Source organism: Cyclobacterium plantarum (genome assembly GCF_011290685.1).
Lineage (GTDB): Bacteria > Bacteroidota > Bacteroidia > Cytophagales > Cyclobacteriaceae > Cyclobacterium > Cyclobacterium plantarum.
In genome coordinates, this window is sequence record NZ_JAANYN010000004.1 from 222,263 (window position 1) to 246,778 (window position 24,516).

Here is a 24,516-nt window from a genome sequence, read left to right on the forward strand (position 1 = left end):
AAATCGATAATACCTTTAGTTTTTTATTAAAGGGTTTAGAATATAGGCCAGCAGATCCCTTACCTGCTCTTCCTGAAGTTCTTCAAACAACCTTTCCGGCATTACAGACCTTTGACTCAACTTGATGTTTCGGATATCAGTATCTGATATAAATTCACCTTTCCCACCCAAAGGAGGTACCAGATATTTGATCCCCCCCTCATCTTTTACCAGCTTTCCCACTACAGTTCTTCCATCCTTAAGGGTAAGTTCCATGGTCTCATAGCCTTCCCGTATATCTGCATTGGGATTTATGGTATGCAATAACCAGTAATCTAGGTTTGTACGGTCGTAACCGCCTAAATCAGGACCAATATCGCCTCCCCCTTCTCCCAGCCGATGACAGCTGCCGCATTTGTTGACAAACAGTTGTTTGCCGGCCACCGCGTTTCCATTGTCCCTGGAAACAGTTTCTTTCCAGTGCTTGATGCTTTCATTTATTTGCGCAGCGTCCAGAGGCTTACTTTCAGGCCAGATTTGGGCTGCCTTACCCTTTATGGCATCGGTTTCTAATGCATAGAAATTTCTTATCAACTGGTAAGGAACATCTTCTTTATGAATTACTTTAGTTTCTGTGATTTCATGGAAAAAGGCATTTGCCCATTCGGGGCGACTGGAAAACAAACGGATAGCTTCCTCCCTGACATAGCTGTCCCCCCTGATACCCGGATAGATGGCCGCCATCTCTTTCCCGATTTCAGCCTGATTAAAATTCTTCAGGCTGTGTATTGCTGCCTGTTTTAAAGCACTGGGATTGTCTCCTGATTTTATCAAATCCAATAAAACAGGTACAGTTTCCGGGGCTTTTATTTCTCCAAAAAGTGAAATGAGATTTAGTCTGTGTTTCAGAGATTGGTTTTCGTCACGAACCAATTGTAGTGCATCCGGAAGATGATCAAAATCGCCGGTTTTCAATTCCAGTTGGAAGGGCGTATTCTCCTTTTCTTTTGCGGCAATTTCTTCCAAAAGCCTGGGAGGGACCGTGCTCAGATCCCTTCCTACCATCCCTTCATAGAATCCATTCACAAGGACCTGATCAAAGGATTCATTGGGAGATTTTGCCAGGAAACCGGCAGCTGCCTCATAGTGATTTCCCATAACCAGGCGCTGCACCATGCGTCCTGCCAGGTGGCTTTTGATGATGGGGTTTTGCCAGTTGGCCGGATTATCCCACCATGCTAAAACTGCGGAAAGATTTTTCGTAACCTGGGATTCCATTGCCCACCATATCAAAAGGGGGATATCCGGATCGTTTGGATCCAATTTAAGGAGTAGTAGGGCTTCCAAAGCGGGAAGTGCCTGTTTTGTGGGTATTCTTTTGATGGTGGAAGCGAACTGGCTGATCACTTCCGGAGAGGAACGCTTGGTGGCCAATTGGAGAAAAGTGGGAAAAACGTCATCGGGGATTGATTTCTGGTCCCCCAACAGCCTGATGGTCCACATTTGGACTTGGGGATCAGGGTGTTGCAGGGCTTGCCTTACAAAATCCCCTGTAAAGCCATTGGACAGATGAATGGCCCACAATGCTTCCAAAGCATCCTGGGGATCTTCAGAATTGAATAAAGGCAGCAATTCGGGCAGGGCATTTTTGTCTTTCCGGTCTGCAAATTGCCTTAAGGCCTGTTGCCGGAACCACTTATTTGGATGTTGCAACCAGGTGACCAGCTCTGAAAAATTTGCTTTGCTAAAATCAAAGGAAGCCATGTTTAGGGCGTGATCAAATGGCTTGATTCGGTATATTCTCCCGCTATTTTTATGCCAGGTATCTCTGGGGTCCACATGCGAAAGCCTGCTGTCATACCAATCGGCGATGTACACTGCTCCGTCAGGACCTGTCTTGATGTCAACAGGTCTGAACCATTTGTCTGCTGTTTCGACCAGGAAGCCTATATCCTTATTGGAAAATGAGGATCCATTTTCTTGGAGTTCTGTCAATTGTATGTAATTGTGCAAGGGGTTAAGGGCCATCATTTTGTTTTGGTATTTTGGCGGCAATAGAGCTGCTTCATACATCATGACAGCATGCGTAAACCTTTTATTTTCACCGGCCAAAGGCATATTTGGTAAATGTCCAAAAGCAAACGGGTTGGTAAGGGCACCATGTTTGCCCCAACTTTTCACGTAATAGGCTCCTTGTTTGTAGTAGGGGCCTCTTCCGTAACCATTGGATCCTGAAAAAATACGTCCCTTGCGGTCAAATTCCAGATAAAAGGGATTGTTTCCACCTCCTTCGGCAAAAAGCTCAAATTCTTGTTTTTCCGGCTGGTACCTCCAAATAGCCTGACCCTTAAATTCCACCGGTTCACTATTTTTGGATTGGATCCTGGAAGAGGTAGTGCTTCCCTGTACGCCATAAAGCCATCCATCCGGACCCCAGTGGAGGCTATTGGCGACGGCATGGGTATCCTGAAGGCCAAAGCCCTCCAGATGTACCTCAGGATCAGCATCCGGCAGACCATCCCCATTGGGGTCCGGAAAAGCCAAAAGATAAGGAGGGTTCATTACCCAAATTTTGCTTCGGCCCAGGGCTACTGCCGTGGCAATATTTAAACCGCTGATGGCATCAAATGACTTGTCATAAGTACCATCTCCATTGCTGTCTTCAAATACGCTGATTTTATCTGCACCATTTGCTCCCTCTGGCGGGGCTTCTGGCTGCTTGTCAAAACTGACGCGGGTATGGTTATCTATAGACGTAATTTTTAATCCTTCAGGATAGGGGTATTGGTGATACTGCACCACCCAAAGCCTTCCCCGGTGGTCAAAACTCATGTGGATGGGCTGGACGATATCAGGTTCGCTCAATACCAGCTCTAACTCAAGATCTCCGGGTAACTGAAAAGCCCTCACTGCCTCGGCAGGATCAGTAGGAGCCGAATTGGGATCGGTAAGGTCACCTCTGCCTTCAAAATTTTCCATGTATCGTGCCACATCCTCGTTGGCAGCAATAGGGTGCGCAAATTTTTTTTCCTGGCAACCCTGATGAATCAGGGAAATTCCCAATAGAAATATTAAGGCAGGAAAGCCATTTTCAGGCAGGAAAAAGGATGTAAAGCTAATCATTTGAAGTATAGGGTAATGCCAGGTTGTAAAATGCCATTATTCGCATGAAATTATCGATTTTAGAGGAGCCTTCGATACTTTTCTCCATAATTTTTGATATTTTCGCTTAATTTCTTTTTAAAAAGACCATTTTTGAAATTACAATTGACTCAAAAATAATTGAACCCATGAAAAAAACCATATCCTTTTGGTTTCTGACATTCCTCATTTATTCATCAGCCATTGGTCAGGAAAGCCAATGGCAACCTGTTAAAGATAAAATTCTTACGCCCTGGGCTCAAGATTTGGATCCGGAGGATCCACTTCCTGAGTATCCCCGTCCGCAAATGAAACGGGATTCCTGGCAAAATTTAAACGGTTTGTGGGACTATGCCATAGTGGACAGAGGTACTCCCATGCCCAACTCATTTGATGGGGAAATTCTGGTTCCATTTGCCATTGAATCCGCATTATCCGGGGTGGGGAATAGGGTAGGAAAGGACAATGAACTTTGGTATTTCAAGGACATAGAAATACCCCGGGCTACCAGAAAGGATAAAATATTGCTTCATTTTGGTGCTGTTGATTGGGAAGCTGAGGTTTTTGTCAACGGACAACCAGTAGGGCAGCACCAGGGGGGCTACGACCCTTTCTTTTTTGAGATCCAGGAAGCATTGAAATCAGGAAAAACCCAATCACTGGCCATCAGAGTATGGGATCCAACGGATGAGGGACCTCAACCCAGGGGCAAGCAGGTTAACGATCCAAGAGGAATTTGGTATACGCCGGTGACCGGCATCTGGCAAACAGTATGGCTTGAAGCTGTTCCTGAACAATACATATCCGAAATCAAAAACACACCTGATCTGGACAATAAACAAATAAAAGTTAGGCCTGATATCACTCATTTCAAAAAAGGGCAAAAAATAACCGTTAAATTGTTGGCTGAAGGGGAGCTTGTCGGTGAAACAACAGTGAATAATCAGGAAGAAGCCTTGTTTACCCTTTCCAGTCCCCAGGTTTGGAGCCCTGATAATCCTTTTCTTTATGATGTAGAGGTCACCTTAATGGAAGGCCGGAAGGAAATTGATCAGGTGACTGGATATACAGCTTTGCGGAAAATCAGCATGGAGCGGGATGCTAAAGGCATTCAGCGGATGTTGTTGAATAATGAATTCCTTTTTCAATACGGCCCCCTCGACCAGGGTTGGTGGCCAGATGGACTGTATACGGCACCCACGGATGAGGCTTTACTATTTGATATTCAAAAAACCAGGGACATGGGTTTTAATATGATCCGGAAACATGTCAAAGTAGAACCGGCCAGGTGGTATTACCATTGTGATCAGATGGGTATGCTTGTCTGGCAGGATATGCCCAGTGGAGACATGGGCAACCGATGGGAATCCAGGCCAGGGGTACTCGGTAAAGGTACAGAAAAGCAGAGAACACCGGAATCAGAAGCCATCTTCAGGAAGGAGTGGAAAGCCATTATGGATGCCAATTATAATTTTCCTTCTATCGTGGTTTGGGTACCATTTAATGAAGCCTGGGGACAGTTCAATACTGAAGAAATCGTCAAATGGACCGTAAGACAGGATCCTACCCGTCTGGTGGATGGGGCAAGTGGAGGAAATTATACCAAGGCAGGCCAGATTATGGATATGCACAATTATCCTGACCCGGTGATGCCTGACCCATCCATTTGGGGTAAGGACCAGATCATTGTTTTGGGGGAATATGGAGGGCTTGGCCTGCCTGTAGAGGGACATACCTGGCAGGAAAAAGATAACTGGGGATACCAAAGTTTTAAAAACAAATCCGAACTTCAGGACAGGTACAGCCAATTGATCAAGGATTTAAAACCCCTTATCTTCCAAGGTTTATCTTCAGCTATTTATACCCAGACTACAGATGTGGAGGTAGAAGTGAACGGTTTAATGACTTACGACAGAAAGGTGGTTAAATTTGAGCCATCATTCTTAAAAAATAAACATGCCGAATTATATTCCATTAAAATCCCCATGAAATGAAATCAACAATAATAAGTTCTTTGGTACTATCAGGCCTTTTGCTGGCCTGTGGATCGGGAGACACACAACAATCTGAAGAAAATCAGGAAACTCAATCTTTAACAGCAATGGATAAATCAAAATTTGAAAAAACCATCGATGGAAAACCCGTCAAATTGTACCGGCTCACCAATAAAAATGGTATGGAAATGACGGTTACCAATTTTGGTGCGCGGGTGGTAGAGCTTTTTGCTCCTGATAGAAATGGCAATTTTGAGGATGTGGTGCTGGGATATGATAATCTGGAAGATTACATCAACCATCCCGGGTCCTATTATGGAGCTCCGATCGGACGGTATGGCAACCGCATTGCGGATGCTGAATTTACACTGGATGGTGAGATCTATGAACTGGAGGCAAATAACGGTCCCAATAACCTGCATGGTTGGCCGGGGGGATACCATATTGTGGTTTGGGATGTAATTGAAGCCACGGATCAGAAACTGGCCATGAAATACGTTTCGGCAGATGGGCATGGAGGCTTTCCGGGAGAGCTGACCATATATATGAATTACTTTCTGACCGATGAAAATGAATTTAAAATCACCTATGAGGCTACTACCAATAAGCCTACTATCGTGAACCTCACCCACCACTCTTTCTTTAACCTGAATGGGCATGGTGAAGGGGATGTCCGCAATCACATGTTGGAATTAAATGCAGATAAATTTACTCCGGTCAATGAGGTATTGATACCCTTAGGGGAATTGCGGCCGGTGGAAGGTACTCCCATGGACTTTACATCAGCCCATTTAATTGGAGAAAGGATTGATGCTGACTATGAACAATTGCAAAAAGGGGGTGGATACGACCACAATTGGGTAATCAACAGGGAAGAAGGTAACAGGGGTACCAAACTGGTTGCCACCGTTTGGGTACCTGAAAATGGCCGAAAAATGGAAGTATTTACCGATCAGCCTGGTATTCAGGTGTATACGGGGAATTTTATGGATGGAACATCTCCTTCAAAAGGGGACAAAACCTATGGCAAACGGGGAGCTATTTGTCTGGAAACCCAACATTTTCCGGATTCTCCCAATCAGCCTCAGTTTCCTTCAGTAACCTTGAGACCCGGTGAAACTTACGCCCATGAATGTGTGTATAAGTTTTCTGTAACTGAGTAAGTGATGTTAAAACTCAACCATTTCCTTATTCCGGCCCTCCTGGTAATGGCGGCATGTTCGACCGAAAAATCCGGTAGCAAAAGCCATCTGGAAAATAGTGATCCCGATTCCATTGGAAACTATCTGCCCTTGACTATTGATGTGGCGGATAAGGCATTGGAAGAAATCATCCATTCTTCAGCCAAAGCTACTATCATTGGAAGTGGTTTTTCCTGGACTGAAGGTCCCTTGTGGCTGGAAGAGGAGGAAATGCTTTTATTTTCTGAAATACCCGCCAATAAAATTCATTATTGGAAGGAGGGAGGAGAATCCAAAGTTTACCTGGAACCTGCTGGTTTTACCGGAACTGTCTCCCGTGGAGGGGAATTGGGATCCAATGGACTCTTGCTGGATCCTGCTGGTAAACTTGTTCTTTGTCAGCATGGGGACAGGCGGCTCGCCAGAATGCTAGCACCCTTGTCTGATCCGGAACCCAATTTTGAAACAATCGTGAGTGAATATGAAGGAAAACCATTTAACAGTCCCAATGATGCGGTTTATGACAGGGAAGGGAACCTTTATTTTACAGATCCGCCATATGGTTTGGAATTCAATATGGAGGATCCGGCAAAATCTATTCCTTTTCAGGGGGTATACCGTTTCAGCCGTGATGGTACCCTGGACCTGCTTTTGGATAGCCTCAGCAGACCAAATGGTCTTGCCTTTTTACCCGGTGAAAAAGAGTTGATTATAGCTAATTCCGATCCGAAAAAACCTTATTGGTACATTTATAGCCTGGATAATGGTGGTACCTTATCCAATGGCCGAATTTATCAGGATGCCAGTCAGCTGGTGCAGGGAGAACCTGGACTTCCGGATGGCTTAAAGATAAGGAGCGATGGAGTCGTTTTTGCCACTGGACCCGGTGGAATATGGGTTTTCAATCCTTCCGGGAAATTTTTGGGAAGGTTGAAGGTGGGAGAATTGGTATCCAATGTAGCCTTAAATAAAGAAGAGGATGTTTTGTTTGTGACAGCTGACAGCTTTGTGGTGATGATACCCTTGCTTTGACAAGAGGGAAGTTTGCCGGAAGCTTTTACCCAGTGAATTTGAGCATAGGTATTATTTCTTTCAGCCTATTCTTGATCTTGTCAGGAAAAGGTTTTTTACCCATAAAGATATCAGTCAACAATTCGCAGCCTTTTTGACCATATTTCTGAATCAGCAGATTTCTCAGGGAGGGTTGGGTATAAAAGACCCAGCCCATGATAGCCGACGTTTTCAACTCAGGTAAAAGTTTTTCCTCCAGTTTTTTCTGGTAAGCCAGGTTGGCGATTTGAACATGCTCAAAATTCTCGGCGATTGCTGAAGCTACCAATTCTCCTGAATACAGGGCATTAGATATCCCTTCTGCAGTCAGAGGGTCTGCAAAACCGGCAGCATCACCTGCAAGAAAAACCGGGCCTTTTGAAAACCCTTCCTTGCGGGGACTAATTGGAATTTGAAAACCGTGGGCGGAAGCGGATAATATTTCCTTTATACCTAATTTTTCCAGGTAATCCTGGTATAAAGCTTTCAGATTTATTTTTTGCTTTTTCAGGCAACCAACTCCAATGGACAAATGATTCTCTTTTGGAAAACACCAGGCATATCCATGTGGAACTGCATCCACGTCAAATCTCACCTTTTTGGACAACCTTTCGAAGTCCGCCTTGCCTACAGTGACTTCATATTCCAAAGCCGGGATAAGCTTTCTGCTTTCCCCCCAGCCTGCCATTTTTGCCGTAGGACTTAGTGCACCATCTGCAGCTATCAGGTAGCGGCATTGAATGTTACCGGCTGAAGTTTGCAGGATAAGACCATTTTCTACTGGAACTAACCCATTTAATTGGGTTTTATCCATAATTTGCGCACCCTTTTCCCTTGCTTGATCCACCAGCAACGCATCAAATCCGTCCCTCATCACCATGCTGATAATAGGTTCGGTTCTTTTGGTAGAGAAATAATGTGTGGAATTTTCGAAATATACTTCAAGCTCATGGAATTCCCTTTGTATCAAAGAGGAGATGTCAAAAGGCAGGCGGTTTCTGCCACGAAATACCAGTCCGCCACCACAGGTTTTATAACGGGGCAGCATTTCCTTTTCGATGATCAATACTTTCATATTCCGGGAAGCGGCTATGTAGGCAGCCATGGCTCCAGCCGGACCCCCGCCAATGATGGCTATATCAAATGAATTCATGCATTTAAAAATTAAATATCGTCAGGTTCTCTTTCAGGAATATAGGGGCCGGATAAAATGATTTTGGTGACAGGTGAATTGGCTTCATAATCGATTTTCATTTTGTCTTGATCTGTTTCATTTATATTCAGACAGGCATTATAAAAAACCTTATTAAATCCCAGCCACAATGAGCCCTTAATTATAGAAACAGAGGCTTCCCAGGATAGCAGCCTGATATTTTCTGCTATAGCTCCCTCTGTTTTAGTATAAAGACTTAGAAAAATGGCCAATTCCTTCCTTTTTTGTTCGAAAATAAGAGGTAGCGCATTTTTAAATTCCTTTTCCGAAATTGGTTCTTCCCAACTTAAAACCCAATTTTCCTGCATGCTTAAAATTATTTATAAATTTTCCCTACCTGTTTATTCAGGTATAAACCCAATAGTCCATTTGTGAATAATCCATGTATTCATACGTGAAACCTAAGGAGATTTAAAAATAATTAATTAAATTGATTTCTTTCAGCATTGATTTAAAAAGTCAACCCCCAAACATTCATGCATACCCACGGCCTTTGCTTCATTTTCATTTATTTTTTATTACCCATTCCTCCTGAAAATTGCTGTAATATAGTATGCTAATTCAAAAATTCTTTGGTCGCAATTCAATAATAATAAATCTATAACCTTTAAAATTAACCATAAAGAATGAAACCAATTGTTCAAATCAGTCTGGATTTAACCAATATTGATGAAGCTCTGGAAACTGCAGCACTGGCCATGCGTGCCGGTGTGGACTGGTTGGAGGCAGGGACACCATTGATCCTTGCCGAAGGCTTGCACGGCGTGCGCAAGTTGAGAGAAGCTTTTCCAGACACCCCTATAGTTGCAGACCTGAAAACCATGGATGGAGGGTATCTGGAAGCAGAAATGATGGCCAGGGCCGGAGCAACCCATGTAGTTGTGATGGCAAGAGCCCATGAGGAGACCATCAAATGTGTGGTACAGGCAGGTAAAGACCATGGTATAAAAGTAATGGGGGATAATTTGGGCTGTCCGGATATGGTTCAGGGGGCCAGATTTCTGGAGGACCTGGGCTGCGATTTTATTGTTCACCACATTGGGTATGATGAAAGGAGAGGGATCGCTGCACAGGGAAAACGCATGCCCAGCCCACTGGACCAACTGAAGGAAATTGTTGACGCAGTAAGTATTCCAGTACAGGCTGTTGGTGGATTGAGTTTGGAGCAAGCCATCTCTACACCTGGCTTTGGAGCTCCATTAGTGGTACTTGGGGCACCATTGACCATTGATGCGGATGCCTTTAAAACTGCCGATGGAGACCTGGAAGCTTCTCTCAGAAAAATCTGTGCGGCTGTGCATGCACATGGGGATGTGGCTATTAAACAGAAATAACTTTTAAAAAAACCTTATATCAATGAAATCAGCAGCTGTAGTTAATTATGCGGAGACCAAAGGTTCCGTGGAAGTGAGAGAAATTGAAAAGCCGGAGATAAGCAATGGGGAAGTTTTGCTGGAAGTGGCCAATGTCGGTGTTTGTGGCAGTGATCTGCACCAATGGACAGCTGATCATAGCTGGCCGGTAAATTATCCTGTAGTTCTTGGGCACGAGTTTGGGGGAAAAATTTTGGAAGTTGGACCCGGGGTGGATGGATGGAATACCGGGGATCGTGTGGTAAGTGAAACCGCAGCCGTGATCGACCCCATGAACCCCATGAGCAGGGTAGGACTGTATAATTTGGACCCCACCCGAAAGGGCTTTGGATATGGAGTTAATGGGGCCATGACCCGGTATGTGAAAGTTCCGGCACGTTGCCTTCACCATGTTCCGGACCAGGTTCCATTTGAAGAGGCTTGTTTGACAGAGCCTTGTTGCGTGGCTTACAATGCCGTGGTCATGAATTCAGCCATCAAGCCTGGTGATCGGGTACTGGTGATAGGTCCGGGAACCATAGGAATGCTATGTGCTGTAATGGCGAAACTTAACGGGGCAGAAGTAGCGGTTCTTGGACTGGAAGCAGACAAAGGCAGATTGGAAATTGCCAAAGGATATGGCTGCGAGGGGATCATTGGAGATGCCACAGATTGGGCTAAATCCAGGGATGGTCTGGGAGCAGATCTGATAGTAGATGCCGCTGGTGCCAGTGCCACCCTGAAAATTGCCATGAATCTGGTAAGACCCAATGGGCAAATCACAAAAGTAGGCTGGGGCCCCCAACCCTGTAACTTTTCTTTGGACCCTATAGTGCAGAAGAATGTCCGGCTCCAGGGAAGTTTTAGCCATAACTGGCCCATATGGGAAAAGGTAATTGGCATGATGGGTTCTGGTATGTTGGATGTAAAACCCATAATCGGAGGCATCTGGCCGGTAACTTCCTGGTTGGAGGCCTTTGAAAAAATGCACCACGGTGAAGTGGTAAAAAGTGTACTCAAACCGGTTTAAAAATGAGATTGAAAGGAAAAGTTATCATCGTAACCGGCAGTACTACCGGAATAGGAAAGGCTATTGCCATTCGTTGTGCCCAGGAAGGTGCAAAAGTTGTAGTTCATGGTTTGGAAAAAGACTGGGGAGAGGCAGTGGTCCATACCATCGGAAAACATCAGGCGGTTTTACATGTGGAGGACCTCCAGGAAGAGGGCTGCGCGGACAGGCTGATAGGTCTGGCCAAAAAAACTTTTGGAAGACTGGACGCTGTGGTAAACAATGCCGCCTGGGTGGTGTCTTCTGATTTTCAGTCCGTTGATAAATCCTTTTTACAAAAGGTTCTGACCATCAATTCCATTGCTCCTTTTTTACTGATCAAAGCAGCCTTACCTGATTTGGAAAGCAATAAAGGCAATGTGCTTAACATTGGTTCTGTCAATGCCTGGAGTGGGGAACCCAATTTATTGGCCTACAGCATGTCAAAGGGAGCATTGATGACCATGACCAGAAATCTTGGAGATAGCCTGTTTCGGGACCATGGGGTCAGGGTCAATCAGATCAACCCGGGATGGGTGTTGACAGAAACGGAGAAAGAAAGAAAGAAAGGTCACGGTCTTTCCGATAATTGGTACGAGAGTTTACCCGGAATGTATGCCCCAGCCGGAAGGATCATTGCCCCGGAAGAAATAGCTGCGGGAGCCGTTTTCTGGCTATCAGATGAATGCGGCCCTGTCAGTGGTCAGGTAATGGAATTGGAGCAGTATCCCCTGATAGGAAGGAATGCACCAAAAGATACAAGTACAATCAAATAAACAAACGAAAAATATATGCCCAAATTAGCAGCATTCCCAAAAGCCTATATGCAGGCCCTGTGTAAGGATGGTACCATGAAAGTTGAGGAATGGATCCGCCTGGCAGCCAAACTGGACATTGATGGCCTGGAGTGGTATGCAGGTTTTCTGGAAATGGAGGATCAATCCAATTGGCCGAAATTCAGGAAAATGGTGGAAGATACAGGTAAAGTGATACCTATGATGTGTTGTTCCCCTGATTTTACACATCCTGACCGGGAATTCCGGGAAAATGAAATCCAAAAACAAAAAAACTGGATTGACATGACCCATACTCTTGGCGGCAGTTATTGCAGGGTACTTTCGGGGCAAAAAAGGCCGGAACTGAGCATCAATGAGGGTGTTAAACTTGCTTCTGAATCTATCATGGCCTGTATTCCTTATGCAGAGGAGAGGGGAATTACTCTGATTCTGGAAAACCACTACAAAGATGACTTCTGGGAGTATCCGGAATTTGCCCAGAAAATGGATGTTTTTTGTCAACTTGTAGACAGCATCCAGCATCCCAACTTTGGTGTAAATTACGATCCCAGTAATACCTTTTTGGCAGGAGAAGACCCCTTGGAATTGCTGGCAAAAGTCTCCCACAGGGTGGTAAGCATGCATGCCAGTGACCGGTACCTCAAATACGGCACCATAGAAGACCTTCAAAAAGAAGAAGGAGGTGCTGTTGGCTATGCCAAAAGGTTGAGTCACGGAGAAATCGGAAAAGGATTGAATGATTATGATGCCATATTCACAGAATTGAAAAGTGTTGGATTTGATGGATGGATCAGTATAGAAGATGGGGTGGATGGAATGGATCAACTGGAAAGAAGTGTTTTATTTCTAAAGAATAAAATAGCCAGATATTGGCCTTGATCAATGGTTTCTTTTCATTTCAGACCAATTTTAGTACTTTGAGAAACGGCTAAATGGGACATTAAGCATGCTAAAATGGGTTTCAATAGCCAGATATTATTCAAGCCAGGCACTGGCATGTTTGTCTTGCCTGGGCCTGATAATCAGGAAGAAAGCAACCCGTTTTGTAAAGATTAAATTGAAGTAATTATGAAAGCAGATTTGTTAGTTGATGCCCAATGTATCCTGGCGGAAAGTCCCACCTGGCATAAAGGGCAACAATGTTATATGTGGGTGGATATAGAAAAGGGTCATTTGTACAAGTTTGATCCAGTAAAAAAAGACAGTAAAAAATGGGAATTCCCCCATCGGCTTTCATTAGTAGTGCCTGGCCAAAACAGGAAATTGGTGCTGGCATTGGATGCCAAACTGGCCAGATTTGATCCTGAAACTTCCGATTTGAGCTGGCTTGCTGAAGTGGAGGAAGAACGACCGGAAAACCGATTCAATGATGGCTCCTGTGATGCAAAAGGCAGATTATGGGCTGGAACAATGAGCACCAAATTTACCCAAAATGCAGGTGCATTGTATTGCATGGACCTGGATCTTAAGGTGAAGAAAAAAATCGATTTGGTGACCATTTCGAATGGAATTTGTTGGTCACTGGATCAGAAGACCATGTATTACATCGACAGCCCCACCCGGAAAATCCAGGCATTTGATTTCGATATAGAAACAGGATTTATTAGTTTTAAGGAGATTGCGGTGAGTATTCCGGAAGAAATGGGCACACCCGATGGCATGTGTATGGACCAAAACGGTAAGTTATGGGTAGCGCATTATGGTGGATTTGGTGTATACCAATGGGATCCCAAAACAGGGATGCAATTGGACAAGATAGATGTTGCCGCGCCACATGTTACCTCATGTGCCTTTGTAGGACCTGAGAATAATGAATTGCTAATTACCACGGCAAGGGAAAACTTGTCTGACGATATGATTCAGAAATACCCACAGAGTGGAGGCGTGTTTTTATGCAAGATGCCGGTAAGGGGGGCAGAGGTTTTTGAAGCAGGCTTTTAGTCTTTAGTGGTATTTGGTTTAATATTACGGCACACCATTAGCCTAAATTATATCATTTCATGTTATTTTATCTTATCCAGGCAAAAACCAGCCTTCCCTGTACCGGTGCCGGATATATTCCTGAATGGCCTCTTCTGCATTCAGATCAACAAATTGACTGTTAAACCGAGGTTTGCCGTTTACCCGGGTGAATCCGTCTGATTGCTTTACCCTGAGCTGGTCCTCGGGGGTGATATTGGTAAATCGCATATTCGTCCCATCCCATGCGAGGGTTTTGTGCAAGCTTTGCAGTCTGATGGCCAAAACACCTAAAAGCACCATTTCGTTGAATGGTCCTGAATAGGCAAAATTGGCTGTGGATTCGGTCCGGTTTTCAGGAGCTTCTTTACAGGCCCGAATCCAATCCTGTTCATGTGGACCGTCTTTGTAGCCTTTGGCAGAGGGAATCCTCCGGAGCCAGGGAGTTACTTTTGGTTCTCTGCCCGATAGCAATCTTCTACCAACACCTCCGGACCCACAATACAAGGTATCTTTACTACCGACAAATATGCAGCCTCCCAGTCCATCTGCCATGAGGTCAATGCCCTCAGGTAAACCTTCCGGTCGGTAGGGGAGTAATCCTCCGTCATACCAGTACACATCCACTTCCGGTAAATTTACTTTTTCCAATGGTTTTCTTTCTGCAAAATGAAACTTGACTTGTTCGGATTGGGGAGCACTTTCTGTATTTATGGGAGAAGAAGTACCTTCAATCTCCGTAGGGTAACCCAAATTCAGGGCTGCATAGACCGGATCCAGTACATGGCAGGCCATGTCACCAAAAGCTCCGGTTCCAAAATCCCACCAACCTCTCCAGTTCCATGGTGTGTATATCTCATGGTATGGCCGATAAGGTGCTGGCCCAAGGAACAGGTCCCAATTCAGGGTTTTGGGAATAGACATTTTTGTTTGCGGCCTTTCCAAACCCTGTGGCCAAATGGGCCTGTCGGTCCAGGCATGCACCTCTCTGACCTCTCCAATTTCACCATTTTGTATCCATTCTATCACCTCTTTGGCATCAATTCCTGAATTGCCCTGATTGCCCATTTGGGTAGCCACCTTGTGTTCACTGGCAAGTTTGGTAAGCAACCTGGATTCATAAATGGAATGGGTAAGTGGTTTTTGGCAATACACATGTTTGTCCAGTTGTAATGCCGTAGCTGCAATCAGCGCATGGGTATGGTCCGGGGTTGCTATCATCACAGCATCTATATCCTTTCCCACGGTATCAAACATTTCCCTCCAGTCTTGAAACTTATGGGCTTTAGGGAAATCCTCAAAACAAGGCTTTGCATAATCCCAGTCCACATCACACAGTGCCACCACGTTTTCTGATTTCATGGCATTCAGATTGGGTCTTCCCTTTCCGCCAACCCCTATTCCGGCGATGTTGAGTTTATCGCTGGGAGGAACATGACCCAATCCACTCACCACATGGGAAGGTACGATGTAAATTCCGGTTGCACCCAGAATACTCTTTTTCATGAAATTTCTTCTGTTTTTATTCTCCATTTGGGGATATTGGTTATTGCTCCTTTGTTAATTAAACATATTATCAAGTGTGTTGCTGATCAATCAAGGACCACTTTCACACATTCTACCCAATGTTTGGCTTTGCGACCTGTGAAATGTTCGATCTGGTGTCGGCAGCTAAAACCGCAAGCGGCCAGAGTAGCATCAGAAGGGGATTGTGTTATTGCCGGAAATAGAATTTCCTGGCCTATTTTCTCTGATAATTCATAATGCTCCTTTTCATAGCCAAAAGATCCGGCCATTCCACAGCATCCGGAAGGGATTTCTGAATAGGATTCCGGATCAAGCAATGTTTTTTTCATGGCTTGCGTACCGTAAAGTGCTTTTTGGTGGCAGTGTCCGTGCACCCACAATTGATCAGATTTAGCCTTCAGTTTTATAGGTAGGTTTCCCTTGTCCATTTCCCTGGCCAGAAAAAGGTCAATCATCATCACCTGTTTTTTCAATTTTTTCACCAGAATGTCATCCTCCAGCAAATCTGGAAAATCATCGTTTAAAGCGGAAGCACAACTGGGCTCACAAAGGACAATATCCAGGCCCTGATCCATATATTTCAGTAACCCATTCAGGGTGCTCATACCCTCTTTCTTTGCTTCCCGTAGAAAGCCATGAGAGATTTTGGGTCGCTGGCAGCAGCCTACGTTGGCCAGAATTACTTCAAAGCCACAATCATTCAGTAATTTTAAAGCCGCCTTTCCCACAGCGGGTTCATGGAAATTCAAATAGGTGTCTGCAAATAACACCACTTTCTTATCGGACTTGAAATGGTTATTCTTTTCAAACCATTTGTAAAAAGGTTCAGGGGCATAAGCCGGAAGCATTCGTCTCTGGTCAATACCGGCAATTTTGTCCAGCCCTTTTCTGAAAAGGGAGGAAGCCTGTATGACATTGACCAGGCCCGCCAGAAAACCTGAAAATTTTCTGGCCATCATGGGTGCATTTTTAATCATTTTATCCCTTAACCCTGCTCCATTCTTGTCAAAATAGATTTGCATGACATCACTTTTCATTTTTGCCATGTCTACATTGCTGGGACACTCGGATTTGCAGGCTTTGCAACTCAGACAAAGGGATAAGGTTTCCTGCAGCCTTTCGCTAGCCAGCCCTTTTTCATCCAATTGACCAGACATGGCCATCCTCAGGGCATTGGCTCTTCCCCGGGTGGAATGTTCTTCTTCCCGGGTAGCTTTAAAACTGGGGCACATGGTACCTCCCAGTAATTTTCTGCATTCGCCCACACCTGTACACATGTGTACCGATTCCTGAAAGCTTTGCTCGGTCTTGTAAAGAAAGGAAGTTGCTACTTTCTGATCTTTATAGGCGGCTCCATACCTTAAATTATGTTCTATGGTTTGGGCTTTGACAATCTTTCCCGGGTTCATCAGGTTTTCAGGATCAAATAATTGTTTCACCTGAACAAAAGCCTGATAAATTCCGGTGCCAAAAAAACGCTCATTGAATGCACTCCTTACCAAGCCATCTCCATGCTCTCCGCTCCAGGAGCCACCATATTCCATGACCAGATTGAAAGTGTCTTCCGCAATGGCCTTTAATCTGTTGATATCGGCTTCCTGCCTTAAATCCAGAATAGGACGTACATGGATGACACCAACACTGACATGGGCGTACATGGCTACATCCGTCTCGTGCTTTTTGCAAATTTGAAGGGTACGGTCAATGTATTCTTTCAGGTGTACGGTAGGAATACCGGCATCTTCAATAAATGGGAGGGGTTTCTTTTTCCCCTTGATCCCCAGCATCAAACCCAGCCCTTTTTTCCTGACTACCCAGACATCCTCATATTCCGGTCCTTGTGGAAACAGGGGATAAGCATAGCCCAATCCCTGCTCCTGTAAATCTTTGACCATGGCAGTGGGCCTTTCCATCACCTCTGCCAAACTTTCCCCGTAAAATTCCACTATCAAAATGGCATCGGGATTTCCAGAGATAAAGTGGCAATGCCTGCTGGTGGTAAGATTTTCCCGGCTTAGATCCACCACAATTTTATCCAGAATTTCAACAGCCGATGGCTTGTATTTGAGAATGGGAGTGACGGCCCCTACTGCATCCAGTACAGCTGTAAAATGAACTACACAGACAGATTTAAATTTAGGTAGAGGTTCCAGGTTTAGGGTTAATTCCAGTGTAGTTGCCAGGGTTCCTTCACTCCCTGTGATCAGCTTTGCCAGATTCCATTCATCCGTATTCACAAACTCATCCAGATTGTATCCTCCTACCCGGCGCATTACCTTGGGAAATTTCTCCCTGATTAAGGTTTTATTTTGTTCAATGATTTGCTTGAATTCCCTGTATATTTCTCCCTCCCTTGAAGGTTGGGATGCAATTTGCTGATAAGTTTCAGGGTCAGTTTTTTTCAAATGCAAAAGGGTGCCATCGGAGAGTAGCACTTTAGCTGCGATGATATGGTCTACCGTTTTGCCATAAATGATACTCTTGGTTCCGGAAGAATTGTTGCCTACCATGCCTCCTACATTGGCCCGGCTGGAAGTGGCAGGATCTACAGGGAAATGCAAGCCCATCGGTGCCAACTCTTCGTTCAGCACATCCCTGACCTTTCCCGGTTGAACCCTTACCCACTTTTCTTCCTGATTGATTTCCAGGGTTTGGTCCATGTATTTGGAAAAATCCAGAATGATGGATTGTCCTACCGTTTGTCCTGCCAGGCTGGTGCCTCCTCCTCTTGGTAAAATAGTAAGCTTTTTATCACTTGCCCAGGATACTGTCTTAATTACATCATTTTCGTCTTTGGGAAGGACCACTGCCAATGGCAGGATCTGGTAGATGCTCGCATCTGTGGCATACATGGCCAGGCTACCGGCGTCTGTCAATACTTCTCCCTGTAATTGGGCTGCCAGAAAAGATAGATCCGGCCTGGTTTTTTGTTTGGGTACTTGCATGAAAGGTTTATTGTCAATTTATCCAAAGATATTATTTTTTGGGGATTGATAACAAATGCAAATATTTTTATCCATACTCATTTGCCTTTTGATATAAAAATTGTTTGAACTTGAAAAGACATATTGTATTTTGGGACTTATTCAGCAAAATACAGGGTATTTGACACCCACAAACGATATCAAAACCATGAATAGTAAAAAAGATAACCGCCGCGGATTTTTAAAATCAACCGGAACTGCAGTTATAGGTAGTTCCTTATTGCCCTTTGGATTAAGTATCCCGCATGCTCAGGCAGCACGCAGGGAACCACTGAAAGTTGGATTGATTGGTTGTGGGGGGCGCGGTACAGGAGCAGCTGCCCAGGCACTGAAAGCAGATAAAGACGCCGTTTTGACTTGCATGGGAGATATTTTTTCCGATTATCTGGACGAGTCTTTCCAATCCCTGAAGAAAATCAATCCGGACCAGGTTAAAGTGGATGGGGCCCATAAATTTGTGGGTTTTGATGCTTATCAAAAAGTATTGGATGCGGGAGTAGATGTGGTGATTTTGACCACGCCTCCGGCTTTTCGTCCTGCCCACTTCAAAGCTGCTGTAGATGCCGGCAAACATGTCTTCTGTGAAAAACCTGTAGCCGTGGATGCGCCGGGGGTCAGGAGCGTTTTGGAAACTGCCAAAAAAGCAAAAGAAAAAGGGCTCTCCGTGGTGTCGGGATTTACCTTTCGGTATGACTTTCCCAAAAGGGCTTTGTTTAGCCGGATCCTGGATGGCGAAATTGGGGATGTGACTACGGTATTTACTGCCAGAAACGGCGGAGGACTTTGGTACAAACCCAGGCAGGATAACTGGACGGAGATGGAATACCAATTGAGAAACTGGTATTATTATGACTGGTTGTCCGGGGACTATATCGTAGAAATGATGGTACACAGTTTGGACATGATGTCTTGGGCACTGGGAGACAGGCTACCCATTCGTGCCACGGGAACAGGCGGAAGACAATCCCGGACAGAAGAGCAATGGGGAAACATTTATGACCATTTTGCTATCGAATACGAGTATGAAAACAATATCAAGGGAGTTCATTTCAGCAGGCAGCAAAAAGGTTGTTCCAATACCAACAAAGTGGACATTGCAGGTACAGAGGGATTTGCTTCGGTAGACATTGGAAAAAGGGTGCATGCCACCATGGGTGCCAATCGATGGGATTATGACGGTGAATTCAATAATCCCTATGAGACCCAGCACGAAGAGCTTTTTGCCTCCATCCGTGCAGGGCAACCCATGAATGAAGGGGAATTGATGGCCAACAGTACCATGCTCGCTGTTCTTGGACGCATGGTGGGCTATAGTGGGCAGAGCATTACCTGGGAAGAGGCCATGAAAAGCGAAAATAAACTCGGACCGGCTGCAGATGATTACCGCTGGGATCTGGTAGTGGATGTCCCTCCGGCTGCGGTACCAGGAGTAACCAAGGTAGTTTAAAAAATAACCAAAACATAGATCTGTATTTTATGAGGATTGCCCAAAATTTAAGTGCCCTGCTGTTATTTTATTATTTTTCTTTGGCAGGTGTAGTTGCCCAGGATTATTTATTCGACTTTGGAAAGGAGCAAGATCTGAATGCCTTGATCCAGGGGAAAAGTGAGGAAGAAAATCCCATGAAATGGTATGATGTCAATACTGGTGAAGATACCTGGAGATTTGAAGGCAATGAGCTCGTTTGTGAAGGCTTGCCCATCGGTGTCATCCGATCTGAAAAGCAATATGAAAATTTCATCATGTATGTGGAATGGAAGCACATGGAAGCCGGGGGCAATTCAGGCACATTTGTCTGGTCCAGTGCTGCACCTGGTGAAAACCGACTTCCGGATGGGGTTGAAGTACAAATGCTGGAACTGGATTGGGTAAACCAAAATAAAAAGGAAAATGGAGAATTACCCCCAATTGCCTATGTGCATGGGGAGCTTTTCGGTGTAGGAGGAGTGGAGACTATTCCCGATAATCCCAGAGGCACAAGAAGTAAATCCATAGAAAACCGCTGTTTAGGAAAGGGTGAATGGAATACTTACTTGGTTGTATGTGTGGATGGGGTCATTAAGTTGTCCGTCAATGGGAAATTTGTCAATGGTATCCGGCAATCAAGTCAGAAAAAGGGCTATATCTGCCTGGAGTCAGAAGGAGCACCCATACATTTTAGGAATTTGACTGTGACCCCATTACCTCCGGGAGTTACTTCGGCAGAGCAGATTGCTCCCTTATTGTCTAATCCATAAACCAGACCCTAAAAATGGCAAAAGATTTATCTGAATTTCATAAACTGCTGACGGATCTTTTCGAATGGCCAAAAAGTCAGGAGGAATGGGAGCAATACAGGCTTTCTCCGGAGCAGGTTAAATTCTTTAAAGAAAATGGGTATTTGTCTCACATCAAACTGTTGGAAACCTGGCAGGTAGATAAATTGAATGAAGAATTAGAAGCATTGACTGACCCTGAACACCCAGGGAACGAACTTTTTTATGAATTTAAATCCAATGAATCCACGGATCCCAACACAGTGTTGTTTCATTCACTGGGACACTGGCGCATTAAGGATGGTTTTCACGATATTTTATGGAACCCGGCTTTTGTGATGGCCGCCAGCCAGCTGCTTGAAGACAAATCCGTCAGGTTTTGGCATGACCAGTTGTTTTGTAAACCGGCCAGGCATGGCGGAGTAGTGGCCTGGCACCAGGATTACTCTTATTGGACCCGGTCCGTTCCCATGCAGCACCTCACCTGTTGGGTGGGCTTGGATGATGCGGATACCCAAAATGGCTGCATGCATTATGTACCTGGAAGCCACCGCTGGGGCTTGCTGGATAAACCTGAACTGGCGGGGGACATGGATGGTATAATGGATTACCTCAATGAAGCCCAAAAGAAAGAATTTCAACCTGTACCTATAGAAATGAAAAGAGGTTATGGTACTTTCCACCATCCACTTTTGGTCCATGGTTCCTACGAAAATAAATCTGAAAGATCGAGAAGGGCCTTTGTTCTGAATGTTTTTGCCGACGGTACCCAATCCAATACCCATGAAGAATTACTGGCAGGTGTGCCTGTTTTTTCTCCCGGAGAACAACTGAAAGGTCAGTTTTTCCCGATTTTAATTGATAGGACAAAAGAATATCCTAAGGCTTAAACTGAATATGGGAATTCACCTGAAACGAAACAAGCCTATATGGTTTTGGTTTGTTGTATTGGTTTTAATTTTTGCGCTGTGGGGAAGTCTTCATTTTTGGAAACCTCAACAGGAAAGTTTGGAGGGGTTTACTGTTCCGGAAGGATTTGTAGTTGAAGAAGCTACCCTGCCTGGTTTGGTAAAATACCCCATGTTTGCCGTTTTTGATGACCAGGGAAAACTTTTCGTGATGGAATCAAGTGGGGATACGGAAAGTACAGGCAGTATTCTGGCAAATCCAGACTTTCAAATTTTGCTTCTCGAAGACACAGATGCGGATGGTATTTTTGATCATAAGACCATATATGCGGATAGTTTGCCCTTTCCTATGGGCGCCGTTTATCTGGATGGAAGCCTCATTGTAACCGCTTCGCCAGATTTGGTGAAGTTTACGGATAATAATGGAGATGGTGTTGCAGATGAAAAGGAAGTACTTTTATCCGGCTGGACCCTTAACCACAACGCAGCCATTCTGAGTGGGCCATTTATGGGGCCTGATGGATGGTTATACATGGCGGATGCCAGAAGGGGTTATGACATATTAAGTAAGGAGTTTGTTCATTTTAAGGGGAAAGGGGCAAGGATCTGGCGCTGTTTGCCCAATGGCAGTCAACTGCAGCAATTTGCCGGAGGTGGATTTGACAATGCCATTGAGCTGGCATTCACCCCTTCAGGTGAAGTTCTGGGTACCATGACTTATTTTACAGATCCGAAGGGAGGTTTCAGGGATGCCTTAATGCACTGGGTTGAAGGCGGAGTTTATCCAAAATCCCATCGGGTAATTCAGGAAGACAACCTGGTCAGGACCGGTGAATTAATGCCTGTCATGCATCAGATGGCCCGGGTTTCTCCCTCTGGTTTGATGAGGTATCAGAGTTCCTTCTGGGGGACTGATTTTGAAGGTGACCTTTTTCATGCAGAGTTTAATACCGGAAGGATTGTACAGACCAATTTGACAGTTCAGGGTGCCAGTTTTGATACCGAAAGTTATCATTTTCTTACTTCCCAGCGATCAGATTTCCACCCTACCGATGTTTTGCAGGAGCCGGACGGTAACCTCCTGCTCCTGAATACTGGTGGCTGGTTTATAGCAGGTTGTCCCTTGAGCAGAACAGCAAAGCCTGAGGTAGCTGGTGGAATCTTCAGGGTCAAAAATTTGTCTGATAAAGTCATAGCAGATGACCTTTGGGGAAAAAATATCCCCTGGGAAGACCTGAACATGGGACAATTGGCGGGGCTATTGGAAGACCCCAGAATCAGAGTTGCAGAAAAAGCAGGAGAACAAATGCTCAGGGAACCATTGATGGCCATTCCCTATCTGATTAAAATGATGGAAGAACATCCAGAAGAGCAGGTTCGGGCAAAGGCCGTTTTTTTATTGTTCAGGACCCAAAACCCCAGAGCATGGAATCAAATTATAAAGGGATTAGATGATGATAGTGAACTGGTAAAAACTGCCGCAGCAAGGGTTTTGGGTATGGCAGAAGTGAACACTGCTGTGGAAGAACTGCTGGCTGTTTTGACCAATAACCCTACTTTACCCCTGGCCAGGCAGCTGGCTACCGCCCTTGGGCAAATTGGGTCTCCCATGGCTACAATGCCCCTGCTGGATGCCATGGAGAGTTTTCCTTCTGACCGTTATTTCGAGCATGCGGCTATTTATGCCTTAATAGAGATGAAGAATGAGGAACAGCTTTTAGCTATTTTAAAGGCTAAGGGGTTCAATAAGGCCGCTTTGATAGCTTTGGACCAAAAGGGATCTGAAAAATTGGTAGAAAAGGACATTGCCCCTTACCTGATTTCAAAGGACAGCGTGGAAAAGCATACCGCAGGTTGGATTTTAAAAAATCACCCTGAATGGGAACAATCCTTTCTTACTTATCTGAATGCATGCCTGGAAAGTGGGAGTTGTAAGGAATCGACCATGATGGAGTTATGGCCTGTTTTTGTCAACAAACTATCCGTACAGGGCTTTCTGACAAATCAAATGAAGGGCGAGGATAAAGAAAAAAAGCTACTGTTAATCAACCTGCTTCAGACCCATCCTCCAAAGGATTTTACCCAGGCATTACAGGAAAGCCTGATCCGATCAATGAGTAATGGTGAAAATGGGATCAAAGAAGCAATTGTTAAGCTTATAGCAAGCATGGGTATACCTGATTTTAACCAGGAGTTGCTTTATTTGGCGCAATCGGATAGCCTGGATACTGCGCTAAGATTAAAAGCTTATCAATCCCTGATTGGTAATGGGCAGGAAGTAAGCGAAGCAGAATTTCGATGGATAGCCCTGCAATTTTTGGCCAGTGATCATCAGCCAACAAAGCATTTATCTGCCAGCTTAATCAGAAACCTGAATGTGACTGCATCAAGATTAGAATGGATCATGAGTGAAATTCTTCCGCAGGTTTCGGATTCAAACATATACTACCTGTTGGAGAGCCTCCCTGAAATTACTAGCCCGGAACTTTTGTATGTCCTGGAGGAAAACTTGCTTGGAAGAAAGGCAATTTGGGACAAGCTTTCTATAAGCCTGGTAAAGGATATATTTCAAGGCAATGATAAAGTTTTGCTGGACAGTTTGACCCGACATCAGGAAGGGAGGCTAGCACATTTGGAAGGCCTTTCAATGGAATTACTACCTGGGGATGTAGAACGTGGCAGAGAAATATTCTTTGGTAAAGGGACCTGCGGCAGTTGCCACGCTGTGGCTGAAACCGGAGGGGTTTTTGGTCCAGACCTTACGAATATTGGAGAAATCCGAAACAGACATGATATTTTAGAAGCCATTCTTTATCCAAATGCCAGTTTTGCAAGAGAGTACGAAACAATGTCTGTAAAGACAAAAAACCAGAATTACATTGGCATTATCCAAGGATTTGAGGATGGCAGGTATGCATTGGCTGTGGGGCCGGAAACCGTTGTGAAAATTGATGAAAATGAAATTAGTGAGATAGTTTCTTCCAGTCAGTCCCTAATGCCGGCTGGACTGGAAGAAGTGCTTGATCGTCAGGAATTAAGCGATTTAATGGTATATTTGGAATCTTTACCGGATGGCTTACAACACTCCGAATAATGAAAGCGGCTACTACTGCATTCAAACTTTCTT

17 protein-coding genes are annotated in these 24,516 nt (G+C 44.7%); 12 read left to right on the forward strand and 5 right to left on the reverse strand.

The genetic code is table 11. From position 1 onward, the window contains the following. Positions 1-15 precede the first annotated feature (15 nt). A complete protein-coding gene (locus G9Q97_RS11100; RefSeq protein ID WP_166146827.1) occupies positions 16-3,102 on the reverse strand; it encodes a PVC-type heme-binding CxxCH protein in 3,087 nt (1,028 codons plus the stop codon). 167 nt (positions 3,103-3,269) lie between these two features. Here G9Q97_RS11100 and G9Q97_RS11105 point away from each other — a divergent pair, with 167 nt between their 5' ends. Genes G9Q97_RS11105 through G9Q97_RS11115 form a run of 3 tightly spaced genes read left to right on the forward strand, consistent with a single transcriptional unit; the run spans position 3,270 to position 7,327 of the window. Continuing rightward, a complete protein-coding gene (locus G9Q97_RS11105) occupies positions 3,270-5,114 on the forward strand; it encodes a glycoside hydrolase family 2 protein (RefSeq protein WP_166146828.1) in 1,845 nt (614 codons plus the stop codon). Further along, positions 5,111-6,277 carry an aldose epimerase family protein gene (locus G9Q97_RS11110; protein WP_166146830.1) on the forward strand — a complete coding sequence of 389 codons (1,167 nt, stop codon included), beginning with the start codon at positions 5,111-5,113 and terminating at the stop codon, positions 6,275-6,277. Before G9Q97_RS11105 ends, G9Q97_RS11110 begins: the two co-directional genes overlap by 4 nt. A 3-nt stretch (positions 6,278-6,280) precedes the next feature. After that, on the forward strand, positions 6,281-7,327 hold the full coding sequence (locus G9Q97_RS11115; protein ID WP_246255606.1) for an SMP-30/gluconolactonase/LRE family protein: 1,047 nt from the start codon (positions 6,281-6,283) through the stop codon (positions 7,325-7,327). Between the two features lie 25 nt (positions 7,328-7,352). Here G9Q97_RS11115 and G9Q97_RS11120 read toward each other — a convergent pair whose 3' ends face one another. Together G9Q97_RS11120 and G9Q97_RS11125 are read right to left on the reverse strand one after the other, a co-directional pair. After that, complete coding sequence (locus tag G9Q97_RS11120) at positions 7,353-8,498, reverse strand: NAD(P)/FAD-dependent oxidoreductase (protein ID WP_166146832.1); 1,146 nt, start codon at positions 8,496-8,498, stop codon at positions 7,353-7,355. A gap of 11 nt (positions 8,499-8,509) precedes the next feature. Next, a complete protein-coding gene (locus G9Q97_RS11125; protein ID WP_166146834.1) occupies positions 8,510-8,866 on the reverse strand; it encodes a hypothetical protein in 357 nt (118 codons plus the stop codon). Between the two features lie 318 nt (positions 8,867-9,184). Here G9Q97_RS11125 and G9Q97_RS11130 point away from each other — a divergent pair, with 318 nt between their 5' ends. The 5 genes from G9Q97_RS11130 (at position 9,185) to G9Q97_RS11150 (ending at position 13,696) form a co-directional block, all read left to right on the forward strand. Further along, positions 9,185-9,892: an orotidine 5'-phosphate decarboxylase / HUMPS family protein gene (locus tag G9Q97_RS11130; RefSeq protein ID WP_166146836.1), complete on the forward strand. Its 708-nt coding sequence runs from the start codon at positions 9,185-9,187 to the stop codon at positions 9,890-9,892. 22 nt (positions 9,893-9,914) lie between these two features. Further along, positions 9,915-10,940, forward strand: coding sequence for a zinc-binding dehydrogenase (locus G9Q97_RS11135; protein ID WP_166146838.1), 1,026 nt, complete (start codon positions 9,915-9,917; stop codon positions 10,938-10,940). Between the two features lie 2 nt (positions 10,941-10,942). Next, entirely contained in the window at positions 10,943-11,734 is a 792-nt protein-coding gene (locus G9Q97_RS11140; RefSeq protein WP_166146840.1) for an SDR family NAD(P)-dependent oxidoreductase, read from the forward strand. A 15-nt stretch (positions 11,735-11,749) separates the two neighbouring features. Next, on the forward strand, positions 11,750-12,634 hold the full coding sequence (locus G9Q97_RS11145) for a sugar phosphate isomerase/epimerase family protein (RefSeq protein WP_166146842.1): 885 nt from the start codon (positions 11,750-11,752) through the stop codon (positions 12,632-12,634). 189 nt (positions 12,635-12,823) lie between these two features. After that, positions 12,824-13,696, forward strand: coding sequence for an SMP-30/gluconolactonase/LRE family protein (locus tag G9Q97_RS11150; RefSeq protein ID WP_166146843.1), 873 nt, complete (start codon positions 12,824-12,826; stop codon positions 13,694-13,696). 72 nt (positions 13,697-13,768) lie between these two features. Here G9Q97_RS11150 and G9Q97_RS11155 read toward each other — a convergent pair whose 3' ends face one another. Together G9Q97_RS11155 and G9Q97_RS11160 are read right to left on the reverse strand one after the other, a co-directional pair. Continuing rightward, positions 13,769-15,220, reverse strand: a complete 1,452-nt coding sequence (locus G9Q97_RS11155) for a Gfo/Idh/MocA family protein (protein WP_246255608.1) — start codon at positions 15,218-15,220, stop codon at positions 13,769-13,771. Positions 15,221-15,306: 86 nt separating this feature from the next. Then, positions 15,307-18,186, reverse strand: a complete 2,880-nt coding sequence (locus G9Q97_RS11160) for an FAD-binding and (Fe-S)-binding domain-containing protein (protein ID WP_166146847.1) — start codon at positions 18,184-18,186, stop codon at positions 15,307-15,309. 187 nt (positions 18,187-18,373) lie between these two features. Here G9Q97_RS11160 and G9Q97_RS11165 point away from each other — a divergent pair, with 187 nt between their 5' ends. Genes G9Q97_RS11165 through G9Q97_RS11180 form a run of 4 tightly spaced genes read left to right on the forward strand, consistent with a single transcriptional unit; the run spans position 18,374 to position 24,483 of the window. After that, a complete protein-coding gene (locus G9Q97_RS11165) occupies positions 18,374-19,672 on the forward strand; it encodes a Gfo/Idh/MocA family protein (protein ID WP_166146849.1) in 1,299 nt (432 codons plus the stop codon). Between the two features lie 29 nt (positions 19,673-19,701). Beyond that, positions 19,702-20,463, forward strand: a complete 762-nt coding sequence (locus G9Q97_RS11170; RefSeq protein WP_166146851.1) for a 3-keto-disaccharide hydrolase — start codon at positions 19,702-19,704, stop codon at positions 20,461-20,463. Positions 20,464-20,477: 14 nt separating this feature from the next. After that, entirely contained in the window at positions 20,478-21,371 is an 894-nt protein-coding gene (locus G9Q97_RS11175; protein ID WP_166146853.1) for a phytanoyl-CoA dioxygenase family protein, read from the forward strand. Between the two features lie 7 nt (positions 21,372-21,378). Continuing rightward, positions 21,379-24,483 (forward strand): PVC-type heme-binding CxxCH protein, encoded by a 3,105-nt coding sequence (locus G9Q97_RS11180; protein WP_166146855.1) that lies wholly within the window; start codon positions 21,379-21,381, stop codon positions 24,481-24,483. Positions 24,484-24,516 lie beyond the last annotated feature (33 nt).

Bases quoted from the DNA above. Each gene is read 5' to 3' on its own strand.
- G9Q97_RS11180 (WP_166146855.1), top strand. From the start codon at position 21,379: ATGGGAATTCACCTGAAACGAAACAAGCCTATATGGTTTTGGTTTGTT.
- G9Q97_RS11150 (WP_166146843.1), top strand. From the start codon at position 12,824: ATGAAAGCAGATTTGTTAGTTGATGCCCAATGTATCCTGGCGGAAAGT.
- G9Q97_RS11110 (WP_166146830.1), top strand. From the start codon at position 5,111: ATGAAATCAACAATAATAAGTTCTTTGGTACTATCAGGCCTTTTGCTG.
- G9Q97_RS11155 (WP_246255608.1), bottom strand. From the start codon at position 15,220: ATGAAAAAGAGTATTCTGGGTGCAACCGGAATTTACATCGTACCTTCC.
- G9Q97_RS11175 (WP_166146853.1), top strand. From the start codon at position 20,478: ATGGCAAAAGATTTATCTGAATTTCATAAACTGCTGACGGATCTTTTC.
- G9Q97_RS11125 (WP_166146834.1), bottom strand. From the start codon at position 8,866: ATGCAGGAAAATTGGGTTTTAAGTTGGGAAGAACCAATTTCGGAAAAG.
- G9Q97_RS11145 (WP_166146842.1), top strand. From the start codon at position 11,750: ATGCCCAAATTAGCAGCATTCCCAAAAGCCTATATGCAGGCCCTGTGT.
- G9Q97_RS11105 (WP_166146828.1), top strand. From the start codon at position 3,270: ATGAAAAAAACCATATCCTTTTGGTTTCTGACATTCCTCATTTATTCA.
- G9Q97_RS11135 (WP_166146838.1), top strand. From the start codon at position 9,915: ATGAAATCAGCAGCTGTAGTTAATTATGCGGAGACCAAAGGTTCCGTG.
- G9Q97_RS11165 (WP_166146849.1), top strand. From the start codon at position 18,374: ATGAATAGTAAAAAAGATAACCGCCGCGGATTTTTAAAATCAACCGGA.
- G9Q97_RS11130 (WP_166146836.1), top strand. From the start codon at position 9,185: ATGAAACCAATTGTTCAAATCAGTCTGGATTTAACCAATATTGATGAA.
- G9Q97_RS11120 (WP_166146832.1), bottom strand. From the start codon at position 8,498: ATGAATTCATTTGATATAGCCATCATTGGCGGGGGTCCGGCTGGAGCC.
- G9Q97_RS11170 (WP_166146851.1), top strand. From the start codon at position 19,702: ATGAGGATTGCCCAAAATTTAAGTGCCCTGCTGTTATTTTATTATTTT.
- G9Q97_RS11160 (WP_166146847.1), bottom strand. From the start codon at position 18,186: ATGCAAGTACCCAAACAAAAAACCAGGCCGGATCTATCTTTTCTGGCA.
- G9Q97_RS11115 (WP_246255606.1), top strand. From the start codon at position 6,281: ATGTTAAAACTCAACCATTTCCTTATTCCGGCCCTCCTGGTAATGGCG.
- G9Q97_RS11100 (WP_166146827.1), bottom strand. From the start codon at position 3,102: ATGATTAGCTTTACATCCTTTTTCCTGCCTGAAAATGGCTTTCCTGCC.
- G9Q97_RS11140 (WP_166146840.1), top strand. From the start codon at position 10,943: ATGAGATTGAAAGGAAAAGTTATCATCGTAACCGGCAGTACTACCGGA.